The sequence below is a fragment of the Microbispora sp. NPDC046933 genome (genome assembly GCF_040644635.1).
GTDB lineage: Bacteria > Actinomycetota > Actinomycetes > Streptosporangiales > Streptosporangiaceae > Microbispora.
Window position 1 is genome coordinate 23,173 of sequence record NZ_JBEYWW010000056.1, and the last position, 23,782, is coordinate 46,954.

The following is a 23,782-nucleotide window of genomic DNA, read 5'->3' on the forward strand; positions in this document are numbered from 1 at the left end:
TCACACCCGTACGTGGCCCTCGCCGGTGTAGATCCACTTGGTGGAGGTGAGCTCCGGCAGCCCCATCGGCCCCCGGGCGTGCAGCTTCTGGGTGGAGATGCCGATCTCCGCCCCGAAGCCGAACTCCCCGCCGTCCGTGAACCGGGTGGAGGCGTTCACCGCGACCGCCGCCGAGTCCACGGTCGCCACGAACCTGCGGGCGGCCTGCTGGGAACGGGTCACGATGGCGTCGGTGTGAGCCGAGCCGTACCTGCGGATGTGCGCGACCGCGTCGTCCAGCGAGTCGACCACGGCGGCGGCGATGTCGAGCGAGAGGTACTCGGTGGTGAAGTCCTCCTCGGCGGCGGCCACGACGTCGGCGCCGTAGGCCCGCACCCGCTCGTCCCCGTGGACGGTCACACCGGCGTCCTTCAGCGCCGTCAGCGCCCTGGGGACGAACTCGTCGGCGATCGCGGCGTGCACGAGGAGCGTCTCGGCCGCGTTGCACACCGAGGGCCGCTGCGCCTTGGCGTTCACCAGGATCTTGAGGGCGGTGTCGACGTCGGCGTCGGCGTCCACGTAGACGTGGCAGTTGCCCACCCCGGTCTCGATCACCGGCACGGTCGACTCCTCGACCACGCTGTTGATCAGAGAGGCGCCGCCGCGCGGGATCAGCACGTCCACCAGCCCGCGGGCGCGCATCAGGTGCTTGACCGACTCGCGGGTCTGGCCCGGCACGAGCTGCACGGCGTCCGCGGGCACCTCGGTCGCCGCGAGGGCCTCCTGCATGACCCGCACGAGCGCCGTGTTGGAGGAGTACGCGCTGGACGACCCGCGCAGCAGCACGCCGTTGCCGCTCTTGAGGCACAGCGCGGCCGCGTCCACGGTCACGTTGGGCCGGCCCTCGTAGATGATGCCGATGACGCCGAGGGGCACCCGCACCTGCCGCAGCTCCAGGCCGTTGGGCAGCGTGCTGCCGCGCACGACCTCGCCGACCGGGTCGGGCAGGTCGGCCACCTGGCGGACGGCCGCCGCGATCGTGGCGATCCGGCCGGCGTCGAGCCGCAGCCGGTCGATCATCGCCTCGGAGGTGCCGTTCTCCCTGGCCCGGTCCACGTCGAGGGCGTTGGCCGCGACGATCTCGTCCGTGGCCGCCTCCAGCGCGTCGGCCACTGCGCGCAGCGCCGCGTCCTTTGGCGCGCGCGGCATCGGCGCGAGCAGCGTCGCGGCGTCCCTCGCCGCCCGCGCGACCTTCAGAAATTCCTCTGCCTCAGACATTGCCTCGCGCTCCGTCACTTGTGGTGGTGAACAGGCTCCAATATCACGATGTCGTCCCGGTGGATCAGCTCGCGCTCGTACTCCGGGCCGAGTGTGCTGGCCAGCTCCCGGGTGGAGCGACCGAGCAGCTCGGGGACCTCCCCCGCGTCATAGTTGACCAGACCGCGGGCGACGACGGCGCCCGACGGCGCGCACAGGTCGACCGGGTCTCCCGCGGCGAAGTCGCCCTCGACCTTCACGACGCCCGCGGGCAGCAGCGACTTGCGCCGCTCGACCACGGCCTGGACCGCGCCCGCGTCCAGGTGCAGGCGGCCCCGGCCGGTCGTGGCGTGGGCCAGCCACAGCAGCCGGGTGCCTGGGTGACGGCCCCCGGGGTGGAAGCAGGTGCCGATGTCGGCCCCTGCGAGCGCCTGCGCCGCGTGCGCCGCAGCGGTGAGCACGACCGGGACGCCCGCCCCGGTCGCGATGCGGGCCGCCTCCACCTTGGTGATCATGCCGCCGGTGCCGACCCTGCCTGAGGTGCCCAGCTCGACGCCTTCCAGGTCCTCGGGCCCCCGGACCTCGGCGATCCGCGTGGCGCCGTCCTTGCGGGGATCTCCGTCGTACAACGCGTCGACGTCCGACAGCAGCACCATGCCGTCCGCGTGGGTGAGGTGGGCCACCAGCGCCGCGAGCCGGTCGTTGTCGCCGAACCGGATCTCGTCGGTGGCCACCGTGTCGTTCTCGTTGACCACGGGGACGATGCCGAGTTCGAGCAGCCGGGCCAGCGTCCGCTGGGCGTTGCGGTGGTGCGAGCGGCGCATCATGTCGTCGGCCGTCAGCAGCACCTGCCCCACGCGCAGGCCATACCTGGCGAAGGACGAGGTGTAGCGGGCGACCAGCACGCCCTGCCCGACCGACGCGGCCGCCTGCTGGGTGGCCAGGTCCTTGGGCCGGTCGCGCAGCCCTAACGGCCCCAGCCCGGCGGCGATGGCGCCGGACGACACGAGCACGATCTGCGTGCCGGCCTTGCGCCGGGCCGCCAGCACGTCCACCAGCGCGTCCACGCGGTCGACGTCGATGGTGCCCCGGGGTGTCGTCAGCGACGACGATCCCACCTTGACCACCAGCCGCGCGGCCTCGCGGATCCGCTCCCTGCCTGTCACGCCATCTCCCACTCCGGCCCCCCGATCAGCCGAGCCTCGCGTCGGTGCCACGCGGGCCCATGGTCGCCTCCGTGCCCTGCGACGGCTGCCAGTCGAAGACGTAGCCGCCCTCCATCGGACCGATGATCACCTCGGCGCCGGCCGTCGCGCCGGCCTTGATCAGCTCCTCCTCGACGCCGAGCCGTTCGAGCCGGTCGGCCAGGTAGCCGACGGCCTCGTCGTTGGAGAAGTCGGTCTGGCGGATCCACCGCTCGGGCTTCTCACCGGTCACCTGGAAGCGGTTCTCGTCGAGACGCCGCACCGAGAACCCGGTCTCGCCGAGCTGCCTGGGCCGGATGACCAGCCGCGTGGGCTCCTCAACCGGGGCCTGCGCCCGGGCCGCCGCCACCATCTCCGCCATCGCGTACGCCAGGGGCCTGAGGCCCTCGTGGCTGGCCGCGGAGATCTCGAAGACGCGCAGGCCGCGCTCCTCCAGCATGGGCGTGACGATGTCGGCCAGGTCCCGGCCGTCGGGGACGTCCACCTTGTTCAGCGCGACCAGCCGCGGCCGGTCCTGCAGCGAGCCGTACGCCGCCAGCTCGGCCTCGATCACCTCGACGTCGGTGACCGGGTCGCGCCCCGGTTCGATCGTCGCGCAGTCGAGCACGTGCACGATCGTCGAGCAGCGCTCGACGTGCCGCAGGAACTCGTGGCCGAGACCCCGGCCCTCGGACGCCCCGGGGATGAGCCCCGGCACGTCGGCGACCGTGAAGACCGTCTCGCCCGCCGTCACCACGCCGAGGTTGGGGATGAGTGTCGTGAACGGATAGTCAGCGATCTTGGGGCGGGCCGCGGAGAGCGCCGCGATCAGGGACGACTTGCCCGCGTTGGGGAAACCGACCAGCGCCACGTCGGCGACGGTCTTGAGTTCGAGCACGATCTCGGCCTCGTCACCCGGCTCGCCCAGCAGCGCGAAACCCGGGGCCTTGCGCTTGGCGTTGGCCAGCGCGGCGTTGCCGAGGCCGCCGAAGCCGCCCTGCGCGGCGACGTAGCGGGTCCCGACGCCGACCAGGTCGACCAGCACCTCGCCGGTCCTGGCGTCCTTCACGACCGTGCCGTTGGGCACCGGCAGGACGATGTCCTCGCCGTTGGCGCCGTCCCGGTTGGAGCCCATGCCCTGCTTGCCGTTGCCCGCCCGGCGGTGCGGCCGGTGGTGGTACTCCAGCAGGGTGGCGGTGTTGGGATCCACCTCCAGGATGACGTCGCCGCCGCGTCCGCCGTTGCCGCCGTCGGGCCCGCCCAGCGGCTTGAACTTCTCCCGGTGGATGGAGGCGCAGCCGTTGCCCCCGTCACCCGCCTTGATGTGCAGGACGACGTGGTCCACGAAGTCGGCCATCAGCCGCTCCCCCTCACTGCTGTATGGAAAAACGAATGAGGCGGACCGAATGCTCGATCCGCCTCATCGCGCTGCTTGTAAGTGTCCGGGGCGGATCTACTCCGCGGCCGGGACGATGCTCACCGCGCGGCGACCGCGCTTGGTGCCGAACTGCACCCGGCCCGCGGCCAGGGCGAACAGCGTGTCGTCGCCACCACGGCCGACGTTGTCGCCGGGGTGGAAGTGCGTGCCGCGCTGACGGACGATGATCTCGCCGGCGTTCACCAGCTGACCGCCGAAACGCTTCACACCGAGGCGCTGAGCGTTCGAGTCACGGCCGTTCCGGGTGGACGAGGCGCCCTTCTTGTGTGCCATGATTCACTCCCTTTCGGGGGTAAGCGGGGGTCGTCCCCCGGGAAACTACTGTCCGGGGTTGATGCCGGTGACCTTGACCTGGGTGTACCGCTGGCGGTGACCCTGGCGCTTCTTGTATCCGGTCTTGTTCTTGTACTTCAGAATCCGGATCTTCGGTCCCTTGGTCTCGCCGAGGATCTCGGCGGTCACCTGGAACCGGGAAAGCGTGGCGGCGTCGGTGGTGACATCGCCGTCGTTGACGACGAGCACCGCCGGCAGCGACACCGAGGAGCCAACCTCGCCGGCGACCTTGTCCACCTCGAGGACGTCCCCGACGGAGACCTTCTGCTGCCTGCCGCCGCAACGAACGATCGCGTACACCGCGGAACCCTTCTACTGGCTAAATGCTGAGATGCCGCGCCCCGCATCCAGCTGCTGTCGATACACGACCGGCGATCCGGGCAGGCGCGCGAAGCCAGGCACGCCGACACCAGGCGCACCGGTTGACTAGGGTACCGGATATCCGGTACCCAGGTCGAACCGAGCGGACCGCCGGGTGACGAGGTCGTTACTCCGCCGTCTTCCTGCGGGAACGTCGCCGTCCCCGGGAAGACGACGCGGAGCCGTCACTCTCGTCGGAGTTGGGGGATTCGGCGTCGATGGCGTCGGTGACGCTCTCGCGCACCGAGCCCGACGCCGCGGCGACGGAGCCCTCGCTCGTCGCCAGCTTCTCGGCCACCGCCTTCTCGATGGCCATCTTGCCCTGCGTGCCGCGCGGCTCGGGCTTCGCCTCGACCGGCTCGGTCGACACGATGATCCCGCGCCCGTGGCAGCAGTCGCACGGCGTGGAGAACGCCTCCAGCAGGCCCTGACCGACCCGCTTGCGCGTCATCTGCACCAGGCCCAGCGAGGTGACCTCCGCCACCTGGTGCTTGGTCCGGTCCCGCGCCAGGCACTCCAGCAGCCGCCGGAGCACCAGATCGCGGTTGCTCTCCAGCACCATGTCGATGAAGTCGATCACGATGATGCCGCCGATGTCCCGCAGCCTGAGCTGGCGGACGATCTCCTCGGCCGCCTCCAGGTTGTTGCGGGTGACGGTCTCCTCGAGGTTGCCGCCCTGCCCGGTGAACTTGCCGGTGTTGACGTCGACGACCGTCATCGCCTCGGTCCGGTCGATCACCAGGGAGCCGCCGGACGGCAGCCACACCTTGCGCTCCATGGCCTTGGCGATCTGCTCGTCGACGCGGTAGGCGGAGAAGGCGTCGGTCCCCTCCTCCCACTTCGTCAGCCGCTCGGCCAGGTGCGGGGCGACGTAGCGGACGTACTCGTCCACCGTCGTCCACGCCTCGTCGCCCTCGACGACCAGGGAGCTGAAGTCCTCGTTGAAGACGTCGCGGACCACCCGGATGGTCAGGTCGGGCTCGCCGGACAGCAGCTCCGGCGGGCTGGCCGACTTGGCCTTACGCTGGATGTTCTCCCACTGGGCCGACAGCCGGGCCACGTCGCGGCTGAGCTCCTCCTCCGAGGCGCCCTCCGCGGCGGTGCGCACGATGACGCCCGCGTTCTCCGGCATGACCTTGCGCAGGATCTGCTTGAGCCGGGCTCGCTCCTTGTCGGGCAGCTTGCGGCTGATCCCGGTCATCGAGCCGTCCGGCACGTAGACCAGGTAGCGGCCGGGGAGGCTGATCTGGGAGGTCAGCCTCGCGCCCTTGTGGCCGATCGGGTCCTTGGTCACCTGGACGAGCACCGACTGCCCGGACTTCAGCGCCGCCTCGATCCGCTTGGGCTGACCCTCCATCCCCGCGGTGTCGAAGTTCACCTCGCCGGCGTACAGCACGGCGTTGCGGCCCTTCCCGATGTCCACGAACGCCGCCTCCATCGAGGGCAGCACGTTCTGGACCTTGCCGAGGTACACGTTGCCGACGTACGACTGGCTGGACTCCCGGTCGACATAGTGCTCGACGAGGATGCCGTCCTCGAGCACCGCGATCTGGGTGCGGCCGCCGTGGCGGCGCACGACCATGATCCGCTCGACCGACTCACGCCGGGCCAGGAACTCCGACTCGGTGATGATCGGGGGCCGGCGGCGGCCCAGCTCGCGGCCCTCGCGGCGGCGCTGCTTCTTCGCCTCCAGCCGGGTCGATCCCCGTACGCCCTGGACCTCGTCCACGGAGGTGGACCTGGTGGCGCGAGGCGCCCGGATGCGGACGACGGTGTTCGGCGGGTCGTCGGGGGCCAGCTCGGCCTCCTCGGTGCCCCGGCGGCGACGGCGGCGACGGCGGCGGGTGCCGGCCTGGCCCTCGGAGTCGTCCTCCGCCTGCTCGCGGTCCTCCTCCTCGGCCGACGCGGCCTGCGGCTCCTCGGCCTCGGACTCCTCACCGTCCTCGCCGTCCCTCGCACGGCCGCGGCCCCGGCCGCCCCGGCGGCGCCGGCGACGGCGGGCGCCGCCCTCGCCCTCGGCCTCCTCCTCGCCGGACTCGACCGTCTCCTCCGGCTCCTCGGCCTCGATCTCCTCGTCCTCCGCGCTCACGGGCGCGGCAGGCCTCTCGGGCGCGGCAGGCCTCTGCACGGGCACCGCGAACGGGTCGGGGGCCTGGAAGAGCGGCTGGAACAACGCCGACGGCGCCTGGAAGGGCACGGAGGGCACGGACGCCTGCTGCGCGGACAGACCGAAGGGGTTGGCCACCACGTCCGGCCGCCCGGCGTCCTCCTCGACGTCGACGTCTTCCATGTCGACGTCCTCGATGTCGAGCGGCTCGTCGTCCAACGGCTCCTCGTCGGGGAGGTTGAGCCGCAGCGCGGCGGCGACCTCCGCCTCGGCGGCGCTCATCGCCCTGGATCGTTCCGGCGCCGGCTCCTCTGCGCGGACGCGACGCCGCCGCCTTGGGGCGGCGGGCTCCTCGGCCTGCGCGGCCTGAACCGTCTCCTCCGCCTGCTCCGGCTGCCGGGACGGCTCGGTCTCGTCGGTCCTCTTTCGGGTCCGGCGGCGCCGGGCGGGCGCGGCCGGCTCGTCGTCCGCGGCCGGCGTCGTCTCCGCGGCCTCGGCCGGCATCGGCGGCACCGGCGGCGCCGGAGCAACGGGCTCTTCGGCGACCGGCGTCTCGGCCGTCTTGGTGCGGCGGCGCGTGACGCGCTTGGGCCGTTCCTTCGCGACCGGCTCCTCCTGCGTCACCGGCTCATCCTGCGCGGGCGGCGCGGGCGGCGCGGGGGTCTCGGCGGCGGGCTCGGCGGCCTTCGGCACAGTGCTCTCTTCAGCCTTCGGCACAGTGCTCTCTTCAGCCTTCGGCATGTTGGCGGCGGCGACCGTGGTCACCGGCGGGGGCAGGTCGTCCGGCTCGGGCGGGGGCCCGGCCGGGCGGCTCGCCGACCGGCGGCGCGGCGTCGTGGACACGCCGGACGGACCGGAGGAAACCGCGTCTCCCCCGGTCTGGCCGCGTTCTTCTGTTGTCGTGTCACCGTCAAGGCTCACAGCCCCGTCAGTGGGCTCGTTTTCGAGCATGCGGGCGCTCTCCCGTCAGCCTCCGGGCACGTTTCCGCGCCGCGCGGAGGCTCTCGTCTCTCGCGGTCCGCCGGGCTTCCTGTCGGCGCCTCGGCGGCAAGTCTTATCGGTCTCCGCCTGCCCGGTCGAAGGCGAACGGGTCGGCGGGCTCACCGGTCATCGCGTCGAGCGGCCCCTGCGCCAGCCTGGTCACCGCTGGGGGTGACGGCGGCGCGAAGCCTGCCACGAGACGCAGACCCATGAGCACGTCATCGGGCCGGACGGCAGGTGTTTCGTGCCGAACAACCATACGAAGTATGACACACGGTTGAACGGTCTCCTGACCTGCCGTAATTCCCGGCCCCTCCACGACGGCCAGCGAACGCACCGCCTGGCGGGCGTCGAACCGCCGCATTCCCTTCTTGGTCAGGCGTTCGACCTCCACCAGGTCGGCCGCGAGGAACTCCTTCACCGCCCGCTCGGCCTCGCCCGGATCGGCCCCGGGGAGCCGCAGCTCCCACATCGAGCCCTCCAGCCGGTCGGCCAGGTTCCCGTCCCGCGCCTCCACCACGTCGAGCACGTCAAGCCCCGGCGGCAGCGAGGCGTCGAGGTCGTCGCGGACCCGCCGCGGGTCGCACGGCCGGTTCACCCCGATCTCGAGGTACTCGGCCTCGCTCGCCACTCCGGTGGGGGCGGCGCCGGCGTAGGAGATCTTCGGGTGGGGGCTGAAGCCGGCGCTGTAGGCCACCGGAATGCCGGCTCGCCGCACCGCCCTTTCGACGGCGCGGGAGATGTCGCGGTGGCTGGTGAAGCGCAGGCGGCCCCGCTTGGCGTAGCGCACGCGAAGGCGCTGCACGGTGGGTTCGGGCGCGGGCCCGTCGGGAACGGGTTTCAGAGTTCCGTCGTCCTTCCGCTGTCGGTCGATGGTCTTTCTCAGGATAGGCCGTGACCGTCAGATCACGGTGAGTGGCAGCAGTTTCCTGCCCGTCGGGCCGATCTGGATCTCCGTCCCCATCGTGGGGCAGACACCGCAGTCGTAGCAGGGCGTCCAGCGGCAGTCCTCGACCTCGACCGTGTTGAGCGCGTCCTGCCAGTCCTGCCACAGCCACTCGCGGTCGAGACCGGCGTCGAGGTGGTCCCACGGAAGCACCTCGTGCTCGTCCCGCTCGCGCGTCGTGTACCAGTCCACGTCGACCGGCTCGTCGGCGAGGGCACGCTCGGCCGCGGCCATCCACCGCTCGAACGAGAAGTGCTCGCTCCAGCCGTCGAACCGGCCGCCGTCCTCCCAGACGGCCCGGATGACCCTGCCCACCCGGCGGTCGCCCCGCGACAGCAGCCCCTCCACGATCGACGGCTTGCCGTCGTGGTAGCGGTAGCCGATGGCCCTGCCGTACTCCTTGTCGGAGCGCAGAGCGTCGCGCAGCGCGCGCAGCCGGCGGTCCACCGTCTCGTGGTCGCACTGGGCGGCCCACTGGAACGGGGTGTGCGGCTTGGGCACGAACCCGCCGATGGAGACCGTGCAGCGGATGTCGCGCGAGCCCGTCGCCTCGCGGCCCGCCTTGATGACCTTCTTGGCCAGGTCGGCGATGCCGAGGACGTCCTCGTCCTCCTCGGTCGGGAGCCCGCACATGAAGTAGAGCTTCACCTGCCGCCAGCCGTTGGAGTAGGCGGTGGTGACCGTGCGGATCAGGTCCTCCTCGGTGACCATCTTGTTGATCACCTTGCGCATCCGCTCGGATCCGCCCTCCGGCGCGAACGTGAGCCCGGAACGGCGGCCGTTCCTGGACAGCTCGTTCGCCAGGTCGATGTTGAACGCGTCGACCCGGGTGGACGGCAGGGACAGGCCGACCTGGCTGCCCTCGTAGCGGTCGGCGAGACCCCTGGTGACGTCGGCGATCTCGGAGTGGTCCGCGCTGGACAGTGACAGCAGCCCGACCTCGCTGAAGCCGGACTCCCTGATCCCCGCCTCGACCATGTCGCCGATCGTGGTGATCGACCGCTCCCGGACCGGACGGGTGATCATCCCCGCCTGGCAGAAGCGGCAGCCCCGGGTGCAACCCCGGAAGATCTCGACACTGAACCGCTCGTGCACGGTCTCGGCGAGCGGGACCAGCGGCTTCTTCGGATACGGCCACTCGTCGAGGTCCATGACCGTGTGCTTGAACACCCGCGTCGGCACGCCGTCGCGGTTGGGGACGACGCGCCTGATGCGGCCGTCCGGGTGGTACTCGACGTCATAGAACTTCGGGACGTACACCCCGCCCGTGGAGGCGAGGCGCATCAGCAGCTCGTCGCGGCCGCCGGGCGAGCCCTCGGCCTTCCACTCGCGCAGCACCTCGGAGATCGCGATGGCGATCTGCTCGCCGTCGCCGAGCACGGCGGCGTCGAGGAAGTCCGCGATCGGCTCCGGGTTGAACGCGGCGTGGCCGCCCGCCAGCACGATCGGGTCCTCGTCGGTGCGGTCGGCCGCCTCCAGCGGGATCCCCGCCAGGTCGAGCGCGGTGAGGAGGTTCGTGTAGCCGAGCTCGGTGGCGAACGACACCCCGAGGACGTCGAACGCGCGAACCGGCCGGTGCCCGTCCACGGTGAACTGCGGGACGCCCTCGGACCGCATGAGCGCCTCGAGGTCGGGCCACACCGCGTAGGTGCGCTCCGCCAGCGTCTCGGGCAGCTCGTTGAGGATCTCGTAGAGGATCTGCACCCCCTGGTTGGGCAGGCCGACCTCGTAGGCGTCCGGGTACATCAGGGCCCACCGGACAGTCGCCTCGTCCCAGTCCTTGACCGTCGAGTTCAGCTCGCCCCCGACGTACTGGATCGGCTTCTGCACCTTGGGCAGCAGCGGCTCCAGGCGGGGAAACAACGACTCGACAGACATGCATCCAGGGTATCGGCTCCGCGGAGTGGCACCTGCGGATCTTCCGGCCTCAGAAGGGGTGCCAGATCCGGTCGTCGCCCGCCAGCAGCGAGGCCAGGCGGTGGCGCAGCTCCGCGTGCGCCGCGGCGTCCCGGTGCCCGATGCGCAGCACGGCCGTCAGCGTCTGCAGCTCCCTGATGTCACGCAGCACCGGATAGCCCGGCCAGTCCCTGATGTCGCACCCGTACGCGTGGGCGAACCCGTCACGCTGCGCGTCGGACAGGCCGAACCTGGCGCCCTGCAGGGTGGGCACCAGGTCGATCTCGCGCGGCCCGGCGCTGGCCGAGTCCCAGTCGCACAGCAGGATCCGGTCCGCGGTGCGGATCAGGTTGCCCCGGTGCGCGTCCCCGTGGACCAGCCCGTACGGCAGGGCGAACTCGACGCGCTCGTAGTACGCCTCCTCCAGCGCCGCGCACCGGCCCAGCAGCCATTCCCGCTCCTCGCCGTCCAGCACGAGACTGGCCCGTACGGCCCGCCGCACGCGGCCGAAGGGATCGTAGGTCGGCAGCGCGAACGGGACCGGCGGCAGGGAGTGCAGCCACCGCAGCAGCAGGCCGAGCGGAACGGGGTCCCCGTCGTCCGCGCCGTGCTCGTAGTGCCAGAAGGTCGCCAGGCAGCCCTCGACGGCCAGCGGCTGGCGCACGTCGAGCGGCAGCGTGACGGGGAAGCCCTGCTCGTGCAGCCAGCGGGTGACCTTGAGCGAGGTGACCAGGCGGTCGTACTTGCCGGGCGTGCCGGCCTCCGCGAGGCGGACGACGACCCCCTCGCCCGGCAGGTGATACACGGTGTTGGCGAAACTGCGCAGCAACCGGGCGCCGTCGGCGCTGAGCCCCGCCTGGCGGCACGCCTCCGCGAGCGCGGGCGGGGTTCCGGCGACGGTGGAGAGACTCATCGCGGGTCCCCCTCGCTTCCCGGTGCCTGGGACAGTGCCTCCGGCAGGGCCTCGGGCAACGCCCGGGCGGCCGACTGGGGCAGGCCGGTCGCGCAGAACGACTCCAGCCGTTCGGCGAGCGGGCCCCGCACCATCGGCCGGGTGGTCTGCAGGGTCTCCGCGAGGCTGTCGATCCTGCGCTCGGGCGGCAGGGCCAGCAGCGGGGTCAGGGCCTGCTCGGCCCCGCCGGGGTCGTCCTCCATCAGGTGCGCGACCGCGAGGTGGGCCCCGGCCATCGCCTCGCAGCCGTACGACCTGTTCTGCCGGTCCTCCCGCTCGTAGAGGTCGAGCGCGGTGCGGGCCTGCTCGATCGCCTGGGCGGGCTGGCCGAGGTGCAGGTGCGTGACCGCCGTGTAGTAGGCGTGCTTGGCGGGCCGGAAGGCGAACTCCCCGGCGAACCCGTCGTGCAGCTCGTCCCCGGTGCCCGACGCACGGGCGTCGGCGGCCTTGAGCAGGTCGTCCTCGGCCTCGCGGGTCCAGCCGAGCATCGCCCCCGCCCGCGCGCGCAGCATGTGCAGCCGCGCGCCGCCCTGGCCTCGGGGAAGCTGGGTGAGGCCGTCCTCGGCGTAGCCCGCCGCGTCCTCGTACCGCCGGTCCCACAGGGCCACCGACGCCTGCATGCCGCGCGCCCAGCCCATGAGCGACCGGTGACCGGCGATCCTGCCGTACGTCCACGCCGCGCGGGCGAGGGTGTCGGCGGGCACCCGGCGGCCCATGTCCATGCTCGCGTTGGCCATGAGGCCGCACAGCGCCCCGGCCAGGAAGTACAGCTCGCCGGCCTGGTTCGGATGGACGCGCCGCTCCAGCGCCCGGCGGGTCTGCTCCTGCAGCGCCCGCATCTCCACGAACAGCGGCAGCGGCGCCTCCCAGACGTACCGCCGGGACAGCCAGATCACCTGCGTGCGCAGCCGTTCCAGCGTGCTGTCGCCGACCTCGCTCGTCTCGACCCGCTCGGCGTGCTCGCTCGCCTCCTGCGCGGCGGCGCTGATCAGGTCGGGCGCGGCAGGGCGCCGCCACGTCTCGGGGCGGCGCATCTCCGGGGGGGTGTAGTCCCGGGCGAACCCGAGCTGCACCGGGCCCGTCTCGAACAGGCGGCACAGCAGGTCGGTGTAGTCGCGGTCGGGCCGGGCCCCGGCCTCCCACTCCCGCCAGGACCGCTCGCTCAGCCCCCTGCGCTTGATCTGCTCGCGGTCGCACATCGCGTGGAAGCGCTCGATCGCCTCCTCCACCGTCCACCCGTACGCCAGGCGCAGGCACTTGAAACGGGTCAGCTGCGGGCAGCAGAGGTGGATCTCGTCGGCGATCTGATGGAAGACCGCGGTCGTCGGCGGCTCTCCGAGAGCGGCGAGGGTCCGCTCGCGGATGCCGCCGGCGATCTGGATGGCGGACCGGTCCCCGCCGCGTGAGGGTGTCGTCATCGGCTCTCCCAGTGGTGACACCCGCACGCTAACGCCCTACATGTCACGAACCGGTCACCTCGCGCACTGCGAGTCGCTCTCCTCCAGGCGGAGAGGAACAACCGTCCCTCCGCGGCGCAACTGGGCCGTGAACAGCTGGCCGCACAGGCTGGCCGGCGTCTCGGCGAACCACACCGTCGGCGGGTCGCCCGCGGCCGCGGCGGCCCACCTCCCGCCGCCGTACACGATCCTGTAGTCGGGGAAGGCCGTGCGCAGCAGGTCAAGGGCGCGCTGGCGCTCCCGCACCTCGTCGTCCGGAGTCACCGTTCCTCCGTAATGGTTCGTTCAACCCCCGAACCTGTTCCGTTCCCATGATGTTCTCCGCGTGGTGCGGGCACCAGTGAGAGCGGGCGTCCGCCACCCTGCGGACGGCTCTCATGCGGGCGTCACACCTCAGACGGGCCGCGACCTGAGATGGATCGCCTGGAGGATGGCCACCGCCGTCATGTTCGCGAACGTCGCCGTGCCGCCGTAGGAGACGAACGGCAGCGGCACGCCGGTGATCGGCATGATGCCGATGGTCATGCCGACGTTGACGAGCGTCTGGAAGGCCAGCCACGCGACGATGCCGCCGGAGACGAGCGCGCTGAACCGGTCGCCGCACATCCGGGCGATCCGCACGCCGCGCAGCAGCACCACGCCGAGCAGGGCCACCACGGTGACCGTCCCGACGAAGCCGAGCTCCTCCCCGGCGACGGTGAAGATGAAGTCGGTGTGCTGCTCGGGCACGAAGCGTCCGGTCGTCTGACCGCCGTGGAACAGGCCCTTGCCGAACACCTCGCCCGACCCGATCGCCACCAGCGCCTGCGTGCTGTTGTAGCCCACGCCACGCGGGTCGCTCGACGGGTCGATGAGCGCGGTGAACCGCGCCACCTGGTAGGGCTTGAGCAGCCCCAGCGACCACACCGCCGCCGCCGCGAGGGCCGCGAGCAGCACCCCGGCCACCACCCAGCGCTTGCGTATCCCGGCGAAGACGATGACCGCGCCGGTCGTCGCCATCAGCACCATGGTGGTGCCGAGGTCGGGCTGCATCATGACCAGCGCCGCCGCGGCGCCCGCCGCCGCGAGTGACAGCGCGAGACCGCCGGCCCTCGGCCGGTCCTTGGTCTTCCCCTTCTCCGACGTCGGGACCAGCAGCCGCGCCAGCATCACCACCAGCGCCGGCTTCATGAACTCGGCCGGCTGCAGGGCGAATCCCCCGCCCAGCAGGATCCACGAGTGGTGGCCGTTGATCGTCGATCCCATCGGGCTGATGACCAGGATCAGCCCGATGACGGCGATGCCGTACAGGACCGGCGCGTACGTGCGCAGCCAGCGGTAGTCGCTCACCGCGACCGCGCTGTAGAGGGCCAGGCCGATGAGCAGGTTGAGCACGTGCTTCTTGGCCATGCCCGTCGGCTCGATCGACGACCACGTCCGGGTGGCCGACCACACCAGCAGGGTGCCGATCGCGCTGAGCGCGACCACCGCGCCGAACAGCACCCAGTCCATCCGCCGCACGACCGATCCCCGGCCGACGACGCGGCTCGCGAACGACCTCCGCCGTACCCCGATGGCTTCAGTCATGGCAGGACCGCCTCACTGCGTTTCGCGGCTGATGGCCGGCAGCCGCGTCACCGGTTTGCCGTCCGGAAGCGCCGGCTTGAGCGGCTTGCCGTCCTCCCCCTTGCCGAGGCCGAAGATCCCTTCCCAGATGCGCCGCACCGCGGGCGCGGCGGTCGAGGCGCCGAAGCCGCCCTGCGCCACCATGACCACGGTGACCAGGCGCGGATTGTCCGCGGGCGCGAAGGACGCGAACCATGACGTGTCCTCCTTGCCGTAGACCTCTGCCGTACCGGTCTTGCCACCGATCTTGACGATGTTCATCGGGAACCCGCGGAAGGCGCCCGCCGCCGTACCGTCCGAGGGCACCTCGCTGAGCGCCTTGCGGATGTAGGTGCGGGTCTCGTCGTTGACCGGCAGGTGAGCCACGACCGGGACCGGGATCTCCTGCTTAAGGGTGCCGTCCGGACGCATCAGCGCCCAGCCGACACGCGGGCTGCGCACGTTGCCGTCGCCCAGCAGCGCCGCGTACGCCCGGGCGAGCTGGAGGGGGGTGACCAGGACGTCGCCCTGGCCGATCGAGAGGTTGACCGCCTCGTAGGCGTGGAAGATCATGCCCTCCAGGCAGTTCTCGTTGGCCAGCCGCTTGGCGAACGCGGCGCGGCTCTGGTCCTTCATCTCCGGATAGCCGATCTTGGCCCGCTTGCACATCTCCGACTTGGTGGAGTTGTACAGGTCGAGCTTCCAGGCGCGGGTCGGAATGCGGCCCGCGGACTCGCCGGGCAGGTCGATGCCGGTGCGCTTGCCGAAGCCGTAGGCCTTGGCCATGTTCGGCATGGGCTCCTTGACCTTGGCCTTGGGCGTCTTGCCGCCGTCGCGCAGCCACTCCTCGTAGCCGGCCTTGTAGAACACGGTGTCGCACGACTTGACCAGCGCCTCGTGCAGCGAGATCGCGCCCAGGCTCATGCCGCCCGCGTTCGGGTACGACCGGCCCTCGACGTTGTAGGAACTCGGGCACTGGTAGGTGCCGTGCAGGGGCTCGCCGTCGGCGACCATCGCCGACACCGAGCTGATCTTGAACGTCGAACCCGGGGCGTACTCGCCGGCGATCGCCCGCGACACCAGCGGCTTGCCCGACTTGTCCGACAGCAGCCGCCGGTAGTCCTTCTCCGCGATGCCGCCCGTCCAGACCTTGGGGTCGTACGTCGGCCGGCTGGCCATCGCGATCACGCGGCCGGTCTTCACGTCGAGCACCACACCGGCGGCGCCGTCCGAGTTCGGCACCTCCCGCATGGCCTGGTCGAGCGACTGCTCGACGACGCGCTGGACCTTGGCGTCGATGCTGGTCACCAGGATGTCGCCAGGGGCCGGATCGGACTGCTGGTTGACCGAGATGACCTTGCCCATCCGGTCGACCTGGACGTTGCGCAGGCCGGGCGTGCCACGCAACGCGGAGTCGTAGGTGCGCTCCAGCCCGTCGCGGCCGGTGAGGTCGACGCCCGAATAGTTGGCCTTGAGACCCTCCCGCTTCTCCAGCTCGCTCTGCGTCACCGGCTGCAGGTAGCCGAGGAGCTGGGCGGCGTCCTTGCCGTTGGGGTAGTCGCGGATCGCCTGGATGTCCGCCGTGACGCCGGGGAAGTCCTCCTGGCGTTCCAGGATCTGCAGCGCCGCACGCGGGTTGACGTTGTTGGCGACCGGGATCGGCGTGTACGGCGAGCCGGGCCAGCACGGGCGGCTGACGCCGGGGCCGCACGCCCTGATCTCCTGCTTCAGCTTCGACAGCGGCACCTTCAGCACGGCGGACAGCCGGCGCAGGACCGCGTCGCCGCCGTCCGGCATCCGTTCCAGCCGGCCGCGGTCCACCGAGACCACCAGCGTCGTACGGTTGCGCACGAGCGGGCGGCCGGAGGAGTCGAGGATCGCCCCCCGCAGGGCGGGGACCCGCACCTCGCGGGTGCGCGTCTCCGTCGCGACGGTGACGAACCGCGACCCCTGCACCACCTGGACCTGCCACAGCCGGACGACGAGCACCACGATCATGGCGATGACCAGCACCTGCAGGACGAGCAGGCGTCCGCGCAAACGTGTCATGCCGTCCCCCGTCTCCAGCTCGGCACGAGCTCGCCACCGCCTGCGCGCCCCCGGTGGCCGCCGTGCGTGACCTTGACCGCCCGGAGCACCAGCGGAGCGGCCACGAGATTGCAGATCGCGGCCCGGGGCCATGCCGTGGCCAGCACCGGCCAGGTGATCCCCGGGGCGCCGATCAGCGCGCCCAGACCGGCCAGCAGGCCGGGCGCGACCACCGCGCACGCCGCCACCGCGGCCAGCGGCACGCGCTCTCCCACACGTCCGGCCGCGTAGCCGAGGGCGCACAGGACCAGCGCGTACTGGCCCAGCGTGTGGTTGGAGGGAGGCAGCAGGTCGTAGGCGAGCCCTCCGCAGAAGCCGATCACCGCGCCCGGCACGGGCCCGCGCCTGGTCGCGAGCGCGGCGACCGTCAGGAGCACCAGGTCGGGCGCCCACGAAAGCAGCAGCCGGTTCACCACGCTGACCTGGAGCACCAGAGCGACGAAGAGCAGCAGCGCGGCGATGAGGTTGCGGGCCATCGGTCAGTTCCTCCCACCGCGGCCGTCGTCCGCCGCGGCGCCGTCGTGCTGCCGAGGGGCGTTTCGCGCGGGCGCGTCGCGCGGCTCCCGGACGGCGTGCCGCTCTCGGGCGTACGGGTCCTGCGCGTACGGGTCCTGCGCGTACTGGTCGTCGGCGTACTGCTCTCCGTCCACGGCCTGTGTGCCGTGCCGGCCGCGCCGCTCCCGCGCGGCCTCTGGCCGGCCCTCGCGCGCCTGCCGCTCGGTCGCGGCACCCGACTCGTCGCCCGCGCCGCGGCCCCGGTCGCCGAGCCCCCACTCGGCCTCCAGCGAGGCGCGTCCCTGCCCGCGGCTGTCGTCGCCGCGCCGCTGGTCCTCACGCGGCGGCTTCGGCGGCGGCGGCTTCGGCGGGAGCACCGCGTCGCGCGGATCACGCTTCGGCGCCGCGACCACCACGCCGACGACGTCCAGCGAGGAGAAGTCGGTGAAGGGCCTCGCGTAGGCCGTCCTCGTCACCTCACCCGGGGTGTTGTCCACCCGCTCGACCACGCCGATCGGCACGCCCGGCACGTACGGCTTGCTCTGCTGAGATCCGAACGAGACGATCCGGCGGCCCACGCCGATCGGCACGGTGGAGTCGAGCAGGCGGAATTTGACGAGGTTGCCGCCACCGCCCGCCTCGCCGAGGCCGCTCACGACGCCGAGCTCGCTGCCGCCCTCCAGCCTGGCCCCTGCCGACAGGGCCGGGTCGGTCAACAGGGCCACCGTCGAGCCGGCCGGGCCCGTCTGGACGACGCGGCCGACCAGCCCGACATCGCTGAGCACCGTCATGTCGGTCCGGATCCCGTCGCCGGTGCCGGCGTCGATCTCGACCGTGTCCTCGAAACCGGCCACCGTACGCCGCGCGACGACCTGGGCCGGCACGATGCGGTAGCGGCCGAGGCCCGCCAGCCCGAGCATGCGGTCCAGCTTCTCGGCCCGGGCCTTGTCGAGCCGCTGCGCCGACACCTCGTCCCGCAGCCGCGCGTTCTCCTTGCGCAGGTCGGCGATGGCGCGCTGGGCGGAGGGCGCGTCGCGCAGCATGCCGACGAATCCGGTGATCGGCCGGGTGACGGCGGCGCCGACGCGCTCGACCTTTCCGAACACGGCGCCCGCGAAGTCGCGCACCGGGCCGAGGACGTGGTCGTTCCCGGCCCGGTGATCCACCGTGATGAGGATCAGCGCCACGGCGAGGAGAAGTCCGAGCGTGAGACGGGCACGGCGGGTGTCTCTCATGACGCTTGACGCTCCTTAGTTGCGGGGCTCCGGCACGAGCACCTGCTGGAGGGCTTCAAAGTCCTCCACGCACCGCCCGGAGCCGAGCGCGACCGAGTCGAGCGCGTTCTCGGCCAGGTGGACCGGCATGCCGGTCTCCTCGCGCAACCGGTCGACCATGCCGCGCAGCAGGGCGCCGCCACCGGTCACGGCGATCCCCCGGTCCATGAGGTCACCGGAGAGCTCCGGCGGGCACTTGTCCAGCGTCGACTTCACCGCGTCCACGACCGCGTTGACCGGCTCGGCGATCGACCGGCGGATCTCCTCGGCGCTGATGACGACCGTCTTCGGCAGGCCGCTGACCAGGTCACGGCCGCGCACCTCGGCATGGAAGTCCTCACCCGTGACGCAGGCGGACCCGACGGCGATCTTGACCTCCTCCGCCGTGCGCTCGCCCAGCATCAGGGAGTACTCCTTCTTGGCGAAGGCGATGACCGCCTGGTCGAGTTCGTCGCCGCCGACGCGGATCGACTGGCTGGTCACGATGCCGCCCATCGAGATGATCGCCACCTCGGTGGTGCCGCCGCCGATGTCGACGACCATGTTCCCGGTCGGCTCGTGGACCGGCAGGCCGGCTCCGATCGCGGCCGCCATGGGTTCCTCGATGATGTACACACGGCGGGCTCCGGCCTGGTAGCCCGCTTCCTTCACCGCGCGTTGCTCCACGGCGGTGATGCCACTCGGCACGGCCACGATGATGCGCGGGCGTACGAAGTGCCGCCGTTTGTGGATCTTCTGGATGAAGTACCGCAGCATCCGCTCGGTCACATCGAAATCCGCGATGACACCGTCTCTCAGGGGACGGATCGCGACGATGTTTCCGGGCGTCCGCCCGATCATCCGCTTCGCTTCTATCCCAACTGCCACGATCTTTCCTGTCGTGACGTTGATGGCGACGACGGACGGCTCGTTCAGGACGATGCCGCGCCCTCGGACGTAGACGAGAGTGTTCGCCGTGCCAAGGTCGACAGCCATGTCACGGCCCAGGAATGTCAGCTTGCTGCCCATGCGGAAGGAAGCCTTCCTTCAGGTGGTTAGCGGTTACCGGGTTCAGCGGGAGTGCGGGATGACGCATCGCATTCGAATCGTAACGGCATGTGCTCATCACTGGGCACATCGAGCTCTCAAGCCCCCGGAAAAACCGGCGTCCCCCGGCCTAAGCTCGGTCACCACCTGGAAAAACACGAGAGGCCCCGGTTTAAACCGGGGCCTCTCGTGTGGCAAGAGCTAGAAACGGTCGGGAAAGAAAATCTTGATTTCCCGGGCGGCGGACTCCGGCGAATCGGAGCCGTGGACGACGTTCTCGCCGATCTCCAGGGCGTGGTCGCCGCGGATGGTGCCGGGCGCGGACTTCACCGGGTCGGTCAGGCCGGCCAGGGCGCGGAACGCCTCGACGGCCCGCGGGCCCTCGAGCACCATCGCCACCAGCGGGCCGCCGGTGATGAACTCGACCAGCTCACCGAAGAACGGACGCTCGGAGTGCTCGGCGTAGTGGGCCTTGGCCGTCTCGGCGTCGAGCGTGCGCAGGTCCATCGCCACGATCTTGAGGCCCTTGCGCTCGATGCGGCCGATGACGTCCCCGATGAGGCCGCGACGGACCCCGTCGGGCTTGATCAGGACAAGCGTACGCTCGGACACGGTCTCTTCTCCTAAGGTCGTTTGACTCGCCGTACACGGTGACCCGGCGGATCGCGGGCGCATCCGTGAAGCATCTGGGGAGCTCCGGCTGGAAAGCTCCGACGCAACGGCAGCTTACCGGTCCGGGAACGCCACTCCGATCGGACGAGTCGGGAGCCGGCCGGTCTCCGCCGGCGGGTCTCCGGCGGAGCGTCCGGGGCGGTGTCAGCGTGCGCGGCGGTGTCAGCGTGCGGGGCCGGTGTCCCCGGGAATGCCGTCGTCCTCCTCCGGCGACGGGGTCGGCGCGGGGATCACCACCGCGCCGTCCGCCGACGCGGCGGCGGCCCGCCGGGTCAGGACGGAGGCGAGCACGATCACTCCGACCACGACGAAACCGCCGACGAGCGCCCACATGTGCAGCGCGTCGATGAACCCGTCGACCAGGGCGTTCCCGTCGCCTCGCGCGGTCACGGCGGCGTCGCGCAGCCGGTTCACCTGGATACCGGTGCCGAGCAGGAAGCCCGCGAGCACAGCCGGGAAGCACAGCGACAGCCCCAGCATCGCCGATCCGAGGCCCGCCGTGCGGAACGCGCCGACCAACGCCACCGCCGACCCCGCGGCCAGCAGGACGAACGGCACCACGAGCGGCGTACCCGACGGCGCCGGGACCAGCAGCCTGATCGCGGCCAGCCCCGCGACGACGGCCGCGAGACCGAGGACCGTCATCCGGGCCGCGAACGCCTCGGACGCTCGCCCCGCGAGGACGGCGCCCACGAGCGCGGCCATCGCGGCCACCAGGAACGGCACCCACAGGCCCTTGAGACCGGGACCGCCCAGCGGGCCGCCGAGCTCGATGTAGGTCATCTGCGCGGCGGTCGGCAGCACCACCAGCCCCACCGCGACGTTGACGAAGGCGAGCGTACGGCCGCCTGGCCCCTCGAACGTGCCGAGCGCCGCGAGGGCCAGCATCGCCACCACCACGACCGCCGCGGCGGCGACGACCAGGCGCGGCGGCCAGTCGAAGGTGATCCCGACGCCCAGCACCGCGATGGCCGCGGCGGGCACGACGGCCAGCGCGAGCCGCCCGCGCTCGGCCGACGTCGGCCGGCCCGCGGGCATGATCTCCCCCTCGGCCCGCGTCCCGCCGTCGCCGGAGATCATCCAGAGCACCAGGTACGCCGCGGCGAGCGCCAGCGCCACCCCGGTGAGCAGCGGGTACGGCTGGAGGGTGACCTGCCAGGAGGACACGTCACGGATCGCCCACAGGGCGAGGGCCTGGGCCGACAGCAGCGAGGCGGCGAGCGTGCCCGCCCAGATCGGCAGCAGCACCCGGCGCCGGGGACGCTCGGCGACCGCGACCAGCGTGGCCGGCACGAGCATGCCCGCGCCGATCCCGTGGAGCACGCGCAGCACGCCGACGAGCGCGACGGTGTCGGTGTACCCCCCGGCGACGTCGGCGAGCGCGAGAAGCGTGAGCCCCGCCACGAGGATCGGCGCGGCGCGGAACCTGCGCACCGCGACCGCGGCGAGCGGCACGGTCACCAGCATGGCGGGCAACGCCAGGCCGTGCGCGCGGATCATGTCGACCTGCGACACGCCCGGCGGCAGCAGCGCCGCCACCACGGAGATCGTGTTCGGGATGGCGACGAGCGCGAGAGGAAGGGCCACCAGGGTGAGCAGCCCGATGACGACGTCGACCAGCAGAGGGACGCGCACGGCACGGACCGGCACGGCGGTCCGAGCCTGCGGTACGGGAGGGACGGCCATGGTTGCCGACTTTAGCGCTTCGTCGTCCCTTCGACACGGCGAGCGACGAAGATAGCCGTTATCCACAGGGCGGCGAAGATCACCCCGAGGAAGAACATGACCGGGACCAGGAACCCTGTGGCGATTGTCAGGATTTCAAGCACAGTGCCCGCAATGTACGCGTACGGGCGTTTCAGCATGCCGGCGACCAGGACGCACAGGACGGCCAGCCCGAGCCCGACGGTCAGCGCGAGCGGTGCGGACACATGGTTGATCGTGATCGCAACCGGGCTGATGAGCGCGACGACGATCGCCTGCATCCCGAGGACGGTCGCGCACAACCGGCGCATGCCGGGGGTCACCTCGAACACGCCGCTGCTCATTTGGCGCCCTTGAGGAGGACGCGCGCGTCGCCCGCGGTCACGACCGAACCGGTGATGAGAACGCCGGAGCCGAACTCGTCGCCCTGGTCGGCCAGCGCGACGGCCGTGTCGATGGCGTCGTCCAGCCGGTCCTCGACGTGGACGCGGTCCTGGCCGAAGACGGCCTCCGCCCGGGCCGCCAGGTCGTCCGGGCTCAGCGAGCGAGGAGAGGAGTTGCGCGTGACCACGATCTCCTCGGCCACCGGTTCCAGCAGGTCCAAAATCGTGTCCACGTCCTTGTCCGCCATCACGGCCACCACGGCGACGAGCCGGGTGAACCCGAACGCCTCGGTCAGCGCCTCCACCGTCGCCTCCATGCCCCCGGGATTGTGCGCCGCGTCGATCAGGACGGTCGGGCCACGTCGCACGATCTCCAGCCGCCCGGGGCTGCTCACCTGGGCGAAGGCCTGCCGTACGACCTCCTCGCCCAGCGGGTCGTCACCGGCCGTCAGCGCCTCCACGGCGGCCAGGGCGCCCGCGGCGTTGCCCGCCTGGTACGCGCCGTACAACGGCATGAACACGTCCTCGTACACGCCTTTCAAGCCCCTGAGCTGGAGCATCTGGCCGCCCATGGCGAGCTCGCGATGCAGCACGCCGAACTCCAGCCCCTCGCGGGCGACCACCGCGCCGACCTCGGCCGCTCGCCGCATCAGCACCTCGGCGGCGGGCAGCGCCTGCTGCGCCAGCACGGCCGTCGCCTTCGGCTTGATGATTCCGGCCTTCTCACCGGCGATCGTCGCGATGTCAGGACCGAGGTAGTCCGTGTGATCGAGCGAGATCGGTGTGATGACGGCGACCGTCCCGTCGGCGACGTTCGTCGCGTCCCAGGTGCCGCCCATTCCGGTTTCCACCACCGCGACGTCCACGGGAGCGTCCGCGAACGCCGCGAACGCCATCGCCGTCAGGACCTCGAAGAAGCTCAGCTTGCCCACCTTGGCGTCGATCATCTCAAGGTAGGGGGCGATGTCCTGGTACACCTCGGCGAACCGCTCCTCCGACAGGGGCTCGCCGTCGATCGAGATGCGCTCACGCATCGACTGCAGATGAGGGCTCGTGTAGCGGCCCACCCGCAGGTTACGCTCGCGCAGGAGAGCCTCGACCATCCGCGCGGTGCTCGTCTTTCCGTTGGTGCCCGCGATGTGAACGACCTTGTACGAATGCTGGGGGTCGCCGAGGATCTCCATCAGCGCGGTGATCCGGTCAAGAGTGGGGCTGAAATCCCACTCCACGCCCCGTGCCATGATCGCTTGCTCGACGGCTCGATATTCCACGACCCTCAGCGTACGGGAACCCATGGCCACCCCTTCACGAGGTGGTGCGCGGTGCGGGTGATATGAGCCCGGGTGATCCACACGCGGGCGGAAGGTCTCACAGTGGGGCGTGTGGGGCGGGACGTCACGCGCCGGGGGGCGGGGCGTTTTTGTGGTGGGTGTGTTGGCCGGCTGGGGTGGGACGTCACTGCGTCTGTGGCGGGGAGTCTCGCGGTGAAGGGTGTTGGTCGGCTGCGGGGAGACCTGTGGTGCGGCCGTGTTGGTCGGCTGGCGGAGAGCCTTGTGCGGCGCGTGTTGGTTGGGTGCGATGGGACGTCACTGCGCCGGTCGGAAGGTCCGGTCCTCGCGAAGCCCGCTCCGCTGGGCCTTCGCTGCGGTCCTCCCTCCCGCCCGCT

The 23,782-nt window shown here is 71.6% G+C and carries 20 protein-coding genes; all 20 read right to left on the reverse strand.

Translation table 11 applies throughout. The annotated features are described in order from the left end of the window. Nucleotides 1-1,257 (reverse strand): glutamate-5-semialdehyde dehydrogenase, encoded by a 1,257-nt coding sequence (locus ABZ857_RS41515; RefSeq protein WP_357055569.1) that lies wholly within the window; start codon nt 1,255-1,257, stop codon nt 1-3. A 14-nt stretch (nt 1,258-1,271) separates the two neighbouring features. Next, complete coding sequence (gene proB, locus ABZ857_RS41520; RefSeq protein ID WP_357055572.1) at nt 1,272-2,402, reverse strand: glutamate 5-kinase; 1,131 nt, start codon at nt 2,400-2,402, stop codon at nt 1,272-1,274. Between the two features lie 25 nt (nt 2,403-2,427). Further along, nucleotides 2,428-3,777 (reverse strand): GTPase ObgE, encoded by a 1,350-nt coding sequence (obgE, locus tag ABZ857_RS41525; protein WP_357055575.1) that lies wholly within the window; start codon nt 3,775-3,777, stop codon nt 2,428-2,430. Between the two features lie 96 nt (nt 3,778-3,873). Next, nucleotides 3,874-4,131, reverse strand: coding sequence for a 50S ribosomal protein L27 (gene rpmA / locus ABZ857_RS41530; RefSeq protein WP_079320039.1), 258 nt, complete (start codon nt 4,129-4,131; stop codon nt 3,874-3,876). A gap of 45 nt (nt 4,132-4,176) precedes the next feature. Then, nucleotides 4,177-4,491 carry a 50S ribosomal protein L21 gene (gene rplU, locus ABZ857_RS41535; RefSeq protein WP_030505848.1) on the reverse strand — a complete coding sequence of 105 codons (315 nt, stop codon included), beginning with the start codon at nt 4,489-4,491 and terminating at the stop codon, nt 4,177-4,179. A gap of 187 nt (nt 4,492-4,678) precedes the next feature. Further along, nucleotides 4,679-7,609, reverse strand: a complete 2,931-nt coding sequence (locus ABZ857_RS41540) for an Rne/Rng family ribonuclease (protein WP_357055578.1) — start codon at nt 7,607-7,609, stop codon at nt 4,679-4,681. A 103-nt stretch (nt 7,610-7,712) separates the two neighbouring features. Beyond that, nucleotides 7,713-8,444 carry a TIGR03936 family radical SAM-associated protein gene (locus tag ABZ857_RS41545; protein ID WP_357055581.1) on the reverse strand — a complete coding sequence of 244 codons (732 nt, stop codon included), beginning with the start codon at nt 8,442-8,444 and terminating at the stop codon, nt 7,713-7,715. Between the two features lie 96 nt (nt 8,445-8,540). Further along, nucleotides 8,541-10,463: a TIGR03960 family B12-binding radical SAM protein gene (locus ABZ857_RS41550; RefSeq protein WP_357055584.1), complete on the reverse strand. Its 1,923-nt coding sequence runs from the start codon at nt 10,461-10,463 to the stop codon at nt 8,541-8,543. A 49-nt stretch (nt 10,464-10,512) separates the two neighbouring features. Next, nucleotides 10,513-11,394, reverse strand: coding sequence for an aminoglycoside phosphotransferase family protein (locus ABZ857_RS41555; protein WP_357055587.1), 882 nt, complete (start codon nt 11,392-11,394; stop codon nt 10,513-10,515). Then, complete coding sequence (locus tag ABZ857_RS41560; protein WP_357055590.1) at nt 11,391-12,851, reverse strand: hypothetical protein; 1,461 nt, start codon at nt 12,849-12,851, stop codon at nt 11,391-11,393. The genes ABZ857_RS41555 and ABZ857_RS41560 overlap by 4 nt, the downstream gene beginning before the upstream one ends. A 54-nt stretch (nt 12,852-12,905) precedes the next feature. After that, on the reverse strand, nt 12,906-13,154 hold the full coding sequence (locus ABZ857_RS41565) for a hypothetical protein (RefSeq protein ID WP_357055593.1): 249 nt from the start codon (nt 13,152-13,154) through the stop codon (nt 12,906-12,908). 129 nt (nt 13,155-13,283) lie between these two features. Further along, on the reverse strand, nt 13,284-14,456 hold the full coding sequence (gene rodA / locus ABZ857_RS41570) for a rod shape-determining protein RodA (RefSeq protein ID WP_357055596.1): 1,173 nt from the start codon (nt 14,454-14,456) through the stop codon (nt 13,284-13,286). 12 nt (nt 14,457-14,468) lie between these two features. Continuing rightward, entirely contained in the window at nt 14,469-16,523 is a 2,055-nt protein-coding gene (gene mrdA, locus ABZ857_RS41575) for a penicillin-binding protein 2 (RefSeq protein ID WP_357055599.1), read from the reverse strand. Beyond that, entirely contained in the window at nt 16,520-17,038 is a 519-nt protein-coding gene (mreD, locus tag ABZ857_RS41580; RefSeq protein WP_357055602.1) for a rod shape-determining protein MreD, read from the reverse strand. The genes mrdA and mreD overlap by 4 nt, the downstream gene beginning before the upstream one ends. 3 nt (nt 17,039-17,041) lie before the next feature. Beyond that, a complete protein-coding gene (locus ABZ857_RS41585; RefSeq protein WP_357055605.1) occupies nt 17,042-18,292 on the reverse strand; it encodes a rod shape-determining protein MreC in 1,251 nt (416 codons plus the stop codon). 15 nt (nt 18,293-18,307) lie between these two features. Beyond that, a complete protein-coding gene (locus tag ABZ857_RS41590) occupies nt 18,308-19,339 on the reverse strand; it encodes a rod shape-determining protein (RefSeq protein WP_169984810.1) in 1,032 nt (343 codons plus the stop codon). Nucleotides 19,340-19,558: 219 nt separating this feature from the next. Then, entirely contained in the window at nt 19,559-19,969 is a 411-nt protein-coding gene (ndk, locus tag ABZ857_RS41595) for a nucleoside-diphosphate kinase (protein ID WP_030505860.1), read from the reverse strand. Between the two features lie 222 nt (nt 19,970-20,191). Further along, the gene (locus ABZ857_RS41600) at nt 20,192-21,715 is read right to left on the reverse strand and encodes a hypothetical protein (RefSeq protein ID WP_357055609.1); all 1,524 of its coding nucleotides are present in this window, start codon (nt 21,713-21,715) and stop codon (nt 20,192-20,194) included. An 11-nt stretch (nt 21,716-21,726) separates the two neighbouring features. Further along, nucleotides 21,727-22,077: a DUF4233 domain-containing protein gene (locus tag ABZ857_RS41605; protein WP_357055612.1), complete on the reverse strand. Its 351-nt coding sequence runs from the start codon at nt 22,075-22,077 to the stop codon at nt 21,727-21,729. Continuing rightward, a complete protein-coding gene (locus tag ABZ857_RS41610) occupies nt 22,074-23,411 on the reverse strand; it encodes a folylpolyglutamate synthase/dihydrofolate synthase family protein (protein WP_357055615.1) in 1,338 nt (445 codons plus the stop codon). Before ABZ857_RS41610 ends, ABZ857_RS41605 begins: the two co-directional genes overlap by 4 nt. Nucleotides 23,412-23,782: the final 371 nt, after the last annotated feature.

Bases quoted from the DNA above. Each gene is read 5' to 3' on its own strand.
- ABZ857_RS41610 (WP_357055615.1), bottom strand. From the start codon at position 23,411: ATGGGTTCCCGTACGCTGAGGGTCGTGGAATATCGAGCCGTCGAGCAA.
- ABZ857_RS41540 (WP_357055578.1), bottom strand. From the start codon at position 7,609: ATGCTCGAAAACGAGCCCACTGACGGGGCTGTGAGCCTTGACGGTGAC.
- mreD (WP_357055602.1), bottom strand. From the start codon at position 17,038: ATGGCCCGCAACCTCATCGCCGCGCTGCTGCTCTTCGTCGCTCTGGTG.
- ABZ857_RS41515 (WP_357055569.1), bottom strand. From the start codon at position 1,257: ATGTCTGAGGCAGAGGAATTTCTGAAGGTCGCGCGGGCGGCGAGGGAC.
- obgE (WP_357055575.1), bottom strand. From the start codon at position 3,777: ATGGCCGACTTCGTGGACCACGTCGTCCTGCACATCAAGGCGGGTGAC.
- ABZ857_RS41555 (WP_357055587.1), bottom strand. From the start codon at position 11,394: ATGAGTCTCTCCACCGTCGCCGGAACCCCGCCCGCGCTCGCGGAGGCG.
- ABZ857_RS41600 (WP_357055609.1), bottom strand. From the start codon at position 21,715: ATGGCCGTCCCTCCCGTACCGCAGGCTCGGACCGCCGTGCCGGTCCGT.
- ABZ857_RS41585 (WP_357055605.1), bottom strand. From the start codon at position 18,292: ATGAGAGACACCCGCCGTGCCCGTCTCACGCTCGGACTTCTCCTCGCC.
- ABZ857_RS41590 (WP_169984810.1), bottom strand. From the start codon at position 19,339: ATGGGCAGCAAGCTGACATTCCTGGGCCGTGACATGGCTGTCGACCTT.
- rpmA (WP_079320039.1), bottom strand. From the start codon at position 4,131: ATGGCACACAAGAAGGGCGCCTCGTCCACCCGGAACGGCCGTGACTCG.
- ABZ857_RS41605 (WP_357055612.1), bottom strand. From the start codon at position 22,077: ATGAGCAGCGGCGTGTTCGAGGTGACCCCCGGCATGCGCCGGTTGTGC.
- ABZ857_RS41560 (WP_357055590.1), bottom strand. From the start codon at position 12,851: ATGACGACACCCTCACGCGGCGGGGACCGGTCCGCCATCCAGATCGCC.
- mrdA (WP_357055599.1), bottom strand. From the start codon at position 16,523: ATGACACGTTTGCGCGGACGCCTGCTCGTCCTGCAGGTGCTGGTCATC.
- rodA (WP_357055596.1), bottom strand. From the start codon at position 14,456: ATGACTGAAGCCATCGGGGTACGGCGGAGGTCGTTCGCGAGCCGCGTC.
- ABZ857_RS41550 (WP_357055584.1), bottom strand. From the start codon at position 10,463: ATGTCTGTCGAGTCGTTGTTTCCCCGCCTGGAGCCGCTGCTGCCCAAG.